8 protein-coding genes are annotated in these 9,805 nt (G+C 68.9%); 1 reads left to right on the forward strand and 7 read right to left on the reverse strand.

Translation table 11 applies throughout. The features are described 5' to 3' along the window. The 5 genes from QAA18_RS08765 to gap all read right to left on the reverse strand — a co-directional run. On the reverse strand, positions 1-277 hold a 277-nt coding region (locus QAA18_RS08765; protein ID WP_279412553.1), incomplete at its 3' end, for a hypothetical protein. Beyond that, entirely contained in the window at positions 277-2,331 is a 2,055-nt protein-coding gene (locus tag QAA18_RS08770; protein WP_279412554.1) for a DUF3857 domain-containing protein, read from the reverse strand. The genes QAA18_RS08765 and QAA18_RS08770, both read right to left, overlap by 1 nt. Before the next feature lie 70 nt (positions 2,332-2,401). Beyond that, complete coding sequence (locus QAA18_RS08775; protein WP_279412555.1) at positions 2,402-3,574, reverse strand: phosphoglycerate kinase; 1,173 nt, start codon at positions 3,572-3,574, stop codon at positions 2,402-2,404. Between the two features lie 17 nt (positions 3,575-3,591). Further along, positions 3,592-4,011: a group III truncated hemoglobin gene (locus QAA18_RS08780; RefSeq protein ID WP_279412556.1), complete on the reverse strand. Its 420-nt coding sequence runs from the start codon at positions 4,009-4,011 to the stop codon at positions 3,592-3,594. A 3-nt stretch (positions 4,012-4,014) separates the two neighbouring features. Continuing rightward, the gene (gene gap, locus QAA18_RS08785; RefSeq protein WP_279412557.1) at positions 4,015-5,016 is read right to left on the reverse strand and encodes a type I glyceraldehyde-3-phosphate dehydrogenase; all 1,002 of its coding nucleotides are present in this window, start codon (positions 5,014-5,016) and stop codon (positions 4,015-4,017) included. Positions 5,017-5,107: 91 nt separating this feature from the next. On the opposite strand from gap, the gene QAA18_RS08790 reads away from it, so the two are divergent. Continuing rightward, positions 5,108-5,959 (forward strand): S1/P1 nuclease, encoded by an 852-nt coding sequence (locus QAA18_RS08790; RefSeq protein WP_279412558.1) that lies wholly within the window; start codon positions 5,108-5,110, stop codon positions 5,957-5,959. Position 5,960: 1 nt separating this feature from the next. On the opposite strand, the gene QAA18_RS08795 is transcribed toward QAA18_RS08790, so the two are convergent. Together QAA18_RS08795 and QAA18_RS08800 are read right to left on the reverse strand one after the other, a co-directional pair. Continuing rightward, the gene (locus QAA18_RS08795) at positions 5,961-9,188 is read right to left on the reverse strand and encodes an efflux RND transporter permease subunit (RefSeq protein WP_279412559.1); all 3,228 of its coding nucleotides are present in this window, start codon (positions 9,186-9,188) and stop codon (positions 5,961-5,963) included. Then, positions 9,181-9,805, reverse strand: a 625-nt coding sequence (locus QAA18_RS08800; RefSeq protein ID WP_279412560.1) for an efflux RND transporter periplasmic adaptor subunit, incomplete at its 5' end; no start/stop codon positions are given. The genes QAA18_RS08795 and QAA18_RS08800, both read right to left, overlap by 8 nt.

Here is a 9,805-nt window from a genome sequence, read left to right on the forward strand (position 1 = left end):
ACAGCATCGCCGCATGGTGCAGCGCGACCGACACCGGGACGATCGCCAGCGATTCCTTGAGCCGCGCGGCCTGCACCCGGCACGCATCGGGGTCCACGCTGGCGCCGTAGGCCAGGTCGTCCAGGACCGAGTAGGCACCGTAGGCGTCGCCGAACGCCGCAGTCGAGAGGAACCGCTCCCACTCGGCCTCCGGGTCGAGCCCGGCCGGACTTGCAGGCCCCGCCGCGCAAGCCAGCAACACTCCGGCAAGCGCTCCCAGCAACAGATCCTTTCGCATCACTCGTCCCCCTCCTTGTCCCCATGCATGACCGAACGGACCAACTCCTGCAGCCTGCGCTTGCGTTCGCTCACGCCCAGGGCCTCGGGCACGGAGAGCACGATGCGCGGATTGAGCGAATCGCGGACCTCGCGCATGGCTGCCAAATGCCCGGGAACCGTCTCGCTTTCGAGGAAGTCCTGCTTGAGCTTCAAGTCGTATGCCAGTTCCACGGCCTCGTCCTTCCTCGACACCGAAAGGCTGTAATCCACCGCCGGCGAGGAGTCCACGCGAACCGCCTGCGGGGACGCACTGACCGCCCAGCCCTCGGGGAGGCGAAGGGTGATCTGCTCCCGGAATTCCAGCGGGGCGTCGCCCAGTTGCAACGGCCCCTTGCGCGACATCGCCGTCGGCAGCGCCGCGATCCCCTGCAGCGCGCCTGCATTCAGGTCGATCACCCGGGTGCCGGTTCCCTGGCGGACGAACGGCTGCTGCAGCACGTACGTCTCGACCAGGACCACGACGTTCGCTTCGCGATCATCTGAGACCTCGAGCGGAGCCTCCACGCGCACGGCGCCGTAGAGCTTGCGGTAATAGTCGGCGAACTGCCGCGAGAGTTCCTCCCGCGTGTTGTGCGCAAGCACGCTGCGGATCCCGTTGGCACGCACGCCGCGGTAGGTGGTGCGCACGACCAGGCTGGTTTCGGTGCCTGTCGCCGAGGGTTCGAACGTCTGCACGGCTTCCACCCGGCGGTCCGACGGCTGCGGGGCCGCGATCGGCTGCAGCGCCTTGCGGCCGGGCTCCACCGGCAGCGCCGCGCCGTAACGGGTCAGGTCGCTGGCGCGCGGGTCGCCACCCTGCAACGAGGCCGTGGCGTCCACCCACACCGGAACGCCGTCGATCAGCGCGCGCACGACGACGTGGTCGAAGTCCGAGGCGGAGGGGACATAACTCTCGATGGCGCGTCCGTTCTTCATCGACACCAGCGCCGGCACGGCTTCGATGCCGAGCCGTCGCAGCAGGGTCACCAGCAGGTAGGTCTTGTCCTTGCAGTCGCCGTAGCGGCGTTCCCAGGTGATCGCGGGAGGCGCGGGGCGGTGCGAGCTATCGCCGATTTCCTGCCCGAAGTAACGGACTTCGTCCTGCACCAGCCGCAGCGCGGCGGCCAGCCGAGCCTGCGGGGTCGGCAGGCGCGCCCATTCACCGGCCTTGCGTTCGAGCTCGGCCGGCAACGGCGCGTCGCGCGGATACAGCGGCAAGGCCCACTCCACGACCTCGCTCCAGCGGCGTCGCGGTGCCACCTGGGCCAGCGCGAAGGGCTGGTACCAGGCCGGATACTGGTTCTCGTTCACCACCCTGGGCGCGTCGTGGCTTTGCAGGACGACCTCGACCGCGTCGCCCGTGTCGCGCACCACTGGCTCGGGCGCACCGTTCTCCCGGTGGACCTCGATGCGCGTTCCCGGATCCCACAGCACGCGCAACGACGCGTCGAGCACCGGATTGACCCAGTCGAAGCGGTACCAGTCCGCTTCGTGGCCGGCCAGGATCGGGTTGCCGCCTTCCAGCGACCAGGCGATGCGCACGAGGTCGCCGACGCGCAGGTCGGGCAACACCAGCAGCGCGGTGACCGAACCGTCGGTGATGCCGTCCTCGAAGTCGCTTTCACGGCGCGCGAGCGATATCGCCGACGGATCCAGGCGATCGATCCAGGCGCCATCTCGCCGCACCTGCACGCGGTGGAAGGCGAGCGACTGGTATTCCGGCTTGAACATCACCTGGAAACGACCGGCCTCGCCGAGCAGGCTGGGCGACAGCACCTGGTAGGCGAGGTCCGAATAGACGACGTTGCGATCCTGGCGGCGGTCGGACTGGCGGTCGCTCAGCCAGGTGCGCCACTTCGAATCCGGCTCGTCGCGGCCGGTCCAGGTGTCGGGCAATTCGCGCTCGACGACGAAGCCGGGCACCGGCTCGACCGAAAAGGCAAAGCCCCCGTTGTGGAATTCCTCGGCCCCGGCCCCTGCCACCGACAGCAAAGCCGCCAGCGCAAGGGCACAGGAAACAAGCAGCTTTTGCATAGGATGGTCGATCGTGCAGGTCCCCACCCCAGCCTACAGGGCCTCGTCGCGCCCGGTCCAGCCGCAGTTCTCAGTTTCGCGCGGAAAGCGCCGCGACCGCGGGAAGCGCCTTGCCTTCGAGGAACTCGAGGAAAGCGCCGCCTCCGGTGGAGATATAGGAGACGTCGCCGGCGATGCCGTACTTGTCGACGGCAGCCAGGGTGTCGCCGCCGCCGGCGATGGAGAAGGCGCTGGAAGCGGCGATCGCGCGCGCCAGGACCTCGGTGCCCTTGCCGAACGCGTCGAACTCGAACACGCCGACCGGACCGTTCCAGACCACGGTGCCCGCCTTGCCGACCATCTCCGCGTAGCGCGCCGCGGTGTCCGGGCCGATGTCCAGGATCATGTCGTCGGCGCCGACCTGGTCGACGGCCTTGACCGTGGCCGGGGCGTCGGCGGCGAAGCGCGGCGCGACCACCACGTCGGTGGGCACCGGGATGTCGGCGCCACGCGCGCGCGCGTCGGCCATGATCCTGCGCGCGGTTTCGACGAGGTCGGTCTCGACCAGCGACTTGCCCACGCCGTGGCCCATCGCCGCGATGAAGGTGTTGGCGATGCCGCCGCCGACGATCAGCTGGTCGACCTTGCCGACCAGCGAGGACAGCAGCTCCAGCTTGGTGCTGACCTTGGAACCGGCAACGATGGCCAGCAGCGGCCGCGCAGGGTTGTCCAGCGCCTTGGCCAGCGCATCGAGTTCGGCCATCAGCAGCGGCCCGCCGCAGGCCACCTTCGCTGCACGGATCACGCCGTGGGTCGAGGCCTGGGCGCGATGCGCGGTGCCGAAGGCGTCCATCACGAACACGTCGCACAGTGCCGCGTACTTCCCGGCGAGCGCCGGGTCGTCGGCCTTCTCGCCCGGGTTCATGCGGCAGTTCTCCAGCAGCACCAGTTGCCCCGGCTGCACCTCGACGCCATCCAGGTAGTCGCGCACCAGCGGCACATCGCGTCCGAGCAGCTCGCCCAGGCGCGTGGCCACCGGCGCCAGCGAATCTTCCTCGCTCCAGCTGCCTTCCTTCGGCCGGCCCAGGTGCGACATCACCATCACCGCCGCGCCCGCGTCCAGCGCCGTGCGCAAGGTCGGCAGCGAGGCCGTCAGGCGCTGGTCCGAAGTGACCTTGCCGTTGTCGACGGGCACGTTGAGATCCTGGCGGATCAACACACGCTTGCCGGTCAGGTCGAGGTCGGTCATGCGCTGGATGGTCATGGTCGCTGGTATCCCGGTTACGGTTGGTGGATCGGCACCCGCAGCGGGCTGGCGCCGCCTTCGAGCCCCAGGCCGTAGCGCAGGCTCTGGCCGATGCGCTCGGCGAAGGCGACCATCGTCGCTGCTTCCGCCGCCGGCATCAGCGCCGAGGCGGTCTGTTTCCACAGGCCGATCCAGTGGTCGAAGTGCCGCGCCTCGATCGGCCACGGCCGGTGCGCCTGCATCGGGTTGCCGCGGTAGGTCTGCGCGTGCAGCACCACCGAACACCAGAACGAAGTCAGCAGGCGCTTGTGCTGCGGCCAGTCGTGCACCGCCTCGTTGAAGACCGGGCCGATCACCGGATCGACCCGGACCTTGTCGTAGAAGGCGTCCACCAGGCGCTCGATGTCCTCGGCGCCAGGCGTGGCCCCCTGCTGGAGCGAGGGGCGTGGTTGCATGGCTCAGCCTGCAACGACGCGGACCATCTCCAGGCACTTGTTGGAGTAGCCCCACTCGTTGTCGTACCAGGACACGAGCTTGACGAAGGTCGGATCCAGGGCGATGCCGGCTTCGGCGTCGAAGATCGAGGTGCGCGCGTCGCCGCGGAAATCGGTGGCGACGACCTTGTCCTCGGTGTAGCCCAGGATGCCCTTCAGCGGGCCTTCCGACTGCGCTTTCATCTCGGCGCAGATCTCTGCGTAGGTCGCCGGCTTCTCCAGTTCGCAGGTCAGGTCGACCACGGAAACGTCGGAGGTAGGGACGCGGAAACTCATGCCGGTCAGCTTCTTGTTGAGCTCGGGGATCACCACGCCGACGGCCTTGGCCGCACCGGTCGAGGACGGAATGATGTTCTCGAGGATGCCGCGACCGCCGCGCCAGTCCTTGTTGGACGGGCCGTCGACGGTCTTCTGGGTCGCAGTGGCGGCGTGCACGGTGGTCATCAGGCCGCGCTTGATGCCCCACTTGTCGTTCAGCACCTTGGCCAGCGGCGCCAGGCAGTTGGTGGTGCACGAGGCGTTGGAAACGATCTTCTCGCCGTTGTACTTGTCGTGGTTGACGCCGAACACGAACATCGGCGTGTCGTCCTTGGACGGCGCCGAGAGGATCACCTTCTTCGCACCTGCATCCAGGTGCTTCTGCGCCGCTTCCTTGGTCAGGAACAGGCCGGTGGATTCGATCACCACGTCGACGCCGACGTCGCCCCACTTCAGGTTGGCCGGGTCGCGCTCCTGGGTCAGGCGGATGGTCTTGCCGTTGACCACGATGTTGCTGCCCTCGACCTTGACCTCACCCTTGAAACGGCCGTGGACGGAGTCGTACTGCAGCATGTAGGCCAGGTAGTCGGGCTCCAGCAGGTCGTTGATCGCGACGATCTCGATGTCGCTGCCGAAGTTCTCGACCGCCGAACGCAGCACGTTGCGCCCGATGCGGCCGAAGCCGTTGATGCCTACCCTGATCGCCATGTCGCCGGACTCCTGGAAAGTTGGGAGAAAAACACCGAATCCGGTTATTTTACCCTCCGCTAGCGCCATTCACCTGACCGGGATCAGACCCATGCGCCTTCGTCTTGTTTTCGCCACTGCCCTGCTCACCCTGGCCGCCAGCCCCGCGGCCCTGGCCTGGAGCGCGCTGGGCCACCAGATGGTGGGCGAGCTGGCCCAGCGCCACATCAGCCCTGCGGCGCAGACCCAGGTGGACCTGTTGCTGGCGGGGGAACCCGACCCCACGCTGGCCGGGGTCGCGGCCTGGGCCGACCGCCTGCGCGACCTGGAGCCGGAGCGGTTCAAGGCGACCTCGCGCTGGCATTACGTCAACACGCCGCCGGGCCAGGGATGCGGCTACGAGCCGGCCCGCGATTGCCCCGACGGCCAGTGCGTGATCGGCGCGATCGAGGCCCAGCGCAGGATCCTGGCCGACCGCAACCAGCCGCTGGAGGCGCGCCGCGACGCGCTCAAGTTCATCGTCCACTTCGTCGGCGACGTCCACCAGCCGATGCACGCCAACAACCGCGACGACCTGGGTGGCAACCGCTACCAGGTCAGCCTGCGCACCGACCTGCAGCCGGAAGCCTACGCGCGCAAGCACTATGTCGACGGCGTGATGGGCACGAACCTCCACTCGATCTGGGATTACTACATCCTCGGCTCCGAGGGCCTCTCGCTGCAGCAGTACTCCGACCGGCTCGACGCGCTGCCCTGGCCGCCGATGCCCGTCGACGGCCCGCAGACCGGCCCGGATGCCTGGGCCGGTGAATCGTGCCGCCTGATCGATGCGCGCAGCGTCTATCCCGATGGCCACAAGATGGACCAGTCCTACCTCGACGAATACCGCCCGCTGGCCGAGCAGCGCGTGCGCCAGGCCGCGTGGCGCCTCGCGCAGATCCTGGACGCCGACCTGGGCGGGTGAGTCAGGCGATCTTCCGGCCCCGCACGAGCAGGGCGAAATACAACAGCGGGATCACCACCAGGGTGAGCACCGTGCTGACCAGGATGCCGAACACCAGCGACACCGCCAGCCCGTTGAAGATCGGATCGTCGAGGATGAAGAAGGCGCCGAGCATGGCGGCCAGGCCAGTCAGGACAATGGGCTTGGCCCGCACGGCGCAGGCGCCCACCACCGCATCGGCAAGCGCCACGCCGCGGGCGGTTTCGTGGTTGATGAAGTCCACCAGCAGGATCGAATTGCGGACGATGATGCCGGCCAGCGCGATCATGCCGATCATGCTGGTGGCCGTGAACTGCGCGCCGAGCACTGCATGCCCCGGCATCACCCCGATCACCGTCAGCGGGATCGGCGCCATGATCACCAGCGGCACCAGATAGCTGCGGAACTGCGCGACCACCAGCAGGTAGATCAGCACCATGCCGGCAGCGTAGGCGATGCCCATGTCGCGGAAGGTTTCGTAGGTGATCTGCCATTCGCCGTCCCATTTCACCGCGAAGCGGCTGCCGTCGGACGGCTGCCCGATGAAGGACTGCCCCAGGCGCACGCCGTCGACGTCGTTGTCGCGCAACTGCCCTACCAGGTCGAACATGCCGTACAACGGGCTGTCCAGGCGACCGGCCTCGTCGCCGGTGACGTAGACCACCGGCAACAGGTCCTTGTGGTGGATCGCGCCATCCCAGGGTGCCTGGCGCACTTCGACCAGCGCCGCCAGCGGCACCAGCTGGCCCTCGCCGCCGCGCACCTCCAGCGCCAGCAAGCGCTGCAGGCTGGCCTGGTCGCCGGCGGGCAGGCGCAGCCGCACCGGACGCGGATACTTCGACGCGCCGTCGTGTATCCACGCGGCATCCAGGCCCGAGACCGCCGTCGCCAGCGCGTCGGCGATCGCCGCCTGCGATACGCCGAGTCGCGCGCCGCGCACGCGATCGACCACGACCACTTCCCGCGGCGCGTCGCTTTCCACGCTCGTGTCCACGTCGACCACGCCTTCCGTCGCCAGGAAACGCCGCTCCAGCGCCTTCGCCAGCTCGCGGCTGCGTGCATGGTCGGGCCCGTACACCTCGGCCACCAGCGGCGACAGCACAGGTGGCCCGGGCGGGACTTCGACCACCTTCACCGACGCGCCATGCGCGAAGCCGATTTCCGCCAGGGCCGGCCGCAGGTCGCGGGCGATCTCGTGGCTCTGCCGCTCGCGCGCATGCTTGTCGACCAGGTTGACCTGCAGGTCGCCGACGTTGCTGCCGCTGCGCAGGAAGTATTGCCGGACCAGGCCATTGAAGTTGATCGGCGCAGCGGTGCCGGCGTAGCCCTGGTAGTCGAGCACCTCCGGCACCAGCGCGACGCGTGCGGCCAGTTCCACCAGCAGGGCGTTGGTGTCCTCGAGCGTGCGTCCTTCCGGCAGGTCGACGACGACCTGCAGTTCCGACTTGTTGTCGAACGGCAGCATCTTCAGCACCACCAGCTGCACCGCGGCCATCGACGCGGCCGCCAGCACCAGCGCGCCGATCCCGCCGAACAGCCACAGCCTGCGCCGGCCGCCGCGCGCCGGATCCAGGAAAGGCGCCATCACCCGCGAGAACAGGCGGTGCAGGCGGCCGGCTTGCCGTGCTTGGGCAACGTGCGCCGAGCCATTGTCCGCCGCGCCGTGCCTTGCCAGCAGCTTCAGCGACAGCCATGGCGTCACGATCAGCGCGATGGCCAGCGACAACAGCATGCCGACCGAAGCGTTGATCGGGATCGGCCGCATGTACGGACCCATCAGTCCGGACACGAAGGCCATCGGCATCAGCGCCGCGATCACGGTGAACGTCGCCAGGATGGTCGGCCCGCCCACTTCCTGTACCGCGGGCGGGATTGCCTCGCGCAGGGTCCTGCCCCCGAGCGCCATGTGGCGATGGATGTTCTCGACCACCACGATGGCGTCGTCGACCAGGATGCCGATCGAGAAGATCAACGCAAACAGCGAGACCCGGTTCAGGGTGAAGCCCAACGCCCACGAGGCGAACAGCGTCACTGCGAGCGTCAGCACGACCGCGGCACCGACCACGATCGCCTCGCGCCAGCCCAGTGCGAACAGCACCAGCAACACCACCGAACCGGTGGCGAACACCAGCTTCTGGATCAGCTTCATCGCCTTGTCGGTGGCGGTGCGGCCGTAGTCGCGGGTGACCAGCGCCTGCACCCCTTCCGGGATCAGCTCGCCCTGCACTTGCGCCAGCCTGGCCCGGATCGCCCCGGTGATGTCGGCCGCGTTGCTGCCGGGCTGCTTGGCGATGGCGATGGTTACCGCAGGCGCCATGCCGGTGGCGGGCCCGTCGCGGCCCGGCGGCGCGCCATGCCATGCAAGGCGCGAGGCCAGGTCCCCGCCAGCGCGCACCTCTGCGACATCGGACAACAGGACCGGCTTGCCGCCGGCGAGGCCGACGACCAGCGTGGAGACGTCATCGGCACCGGCAAGGAAGGTGCCGGCCGTGACCGGGATCGCGGCACCGCCACCTACCCGCTCGCCCACGGTGCGCACGACATTGGCGGCGCGCAAGGCTGCAGCCAGATCACCGGCAGCGAGCCCGTGTGCGGCGAGCTTCGCCGGATCCAGGGTTACCGCCACCACCCGGTCGGGTGCACCGATGGTGTAGACGTCGCGCGTCCCGGGAACGCGCTTGAACTCGGTTTCCAGCGTGTGCGCGACTTCCGCAAGTTCGATGGCGCCGCGCCCGGGATCGTCCGTCCACAGCGTCACCGACATGACCGGGACGTCGTCGATCCCCTTGGGCTTGACCAGCGGCTGGCCCACACCGACGCCGGGCGGCAACCAGTCCTGGTTGGAGTACACCTGGTTGTACAGGCGCACGATCGCCGGCTGGCGCTCGACGCCCACCTTGTATTCGACCGTCAGCACTGCCGTGCCCGGGCGGCTGATGGAGTAGACGTGCTTGACGCCCTCGATCTCCGAAAGCTTCTGCTCCAGCGGTGTACTGACCAGTTGCTCCACGTCGCGCGCGCTCGCGCCCTCGAACGGCACGATCACGTTGGCCATGGTCACGTCGATCTGCGGCTCTTCCTCGCGCGGCGTTACCAGGACCGCAACCAGGCCTAGCAGCAGGCCAAGCAAGGCAAGGACCGGGGTGAGCGGATTGGCCTGGAACGCGGCGGCAAGACGGCCGGGCAGGCCGAGGCGCGGCACGTCAGTCATTTCTGTTTCCGATGGCATTGCGCTGCGCGACCAGCGCCTGCACTGCGGCGACCGGATCGGTGGCAACGCTTTCGCCGCGGCGCAGACCAGCGAGGATCTCGACGCGATCGCCATCGCGTGCGCCGGTCCTGAGCTGGCGCAATGCGATCCGGTCGCCGTCGATCACGTACGCGCCGCTCACCTCGCCGCGCTGGACCAGCGCGCTGGCCGGAATGGACAGGATCCCTCCTGCGCCGATCGGGAACACCACCCTGGCCGTCGTGCCCGGCACGGGCGCCGGGCCGTCCCCGGGCAGGAGCACGCGGATGGCGACGCTGTGCGTGCGCGGGTCGGCGACCGGATGCACGATCACCTGCGAGGCGAGCGTCGTGCGCCCGTCGCCGAACACCACGCGCGCACTGCCCGCCCTGGCGATCCGCGCAGCCGCGGACTGCGGGACCTGGACCTCGATACGGAGTGCGCCAGGGGCGTAGAGCGACAACAGCGGCTGGCCGGGAGAAACGCTTTCGCCGGGCTCGACGCGGCGGGCACTGACCACGCCCGCGAACGGTGCCCGCACGACGGTGTACTCCGTTTGGCGTGCAGCCTGCACCAGTTGCGCGCGCGCCGCTTCGCGC

Source organism: Luteimonas sp. 8-5 (genome assembly GCF_029763755.1).
Lineage (GTDB): Bacteria > Pseudomonadota > Gammaproteobacteria > Xanthomonadales > Xanthomonadaceae > Cognatiluteimonas.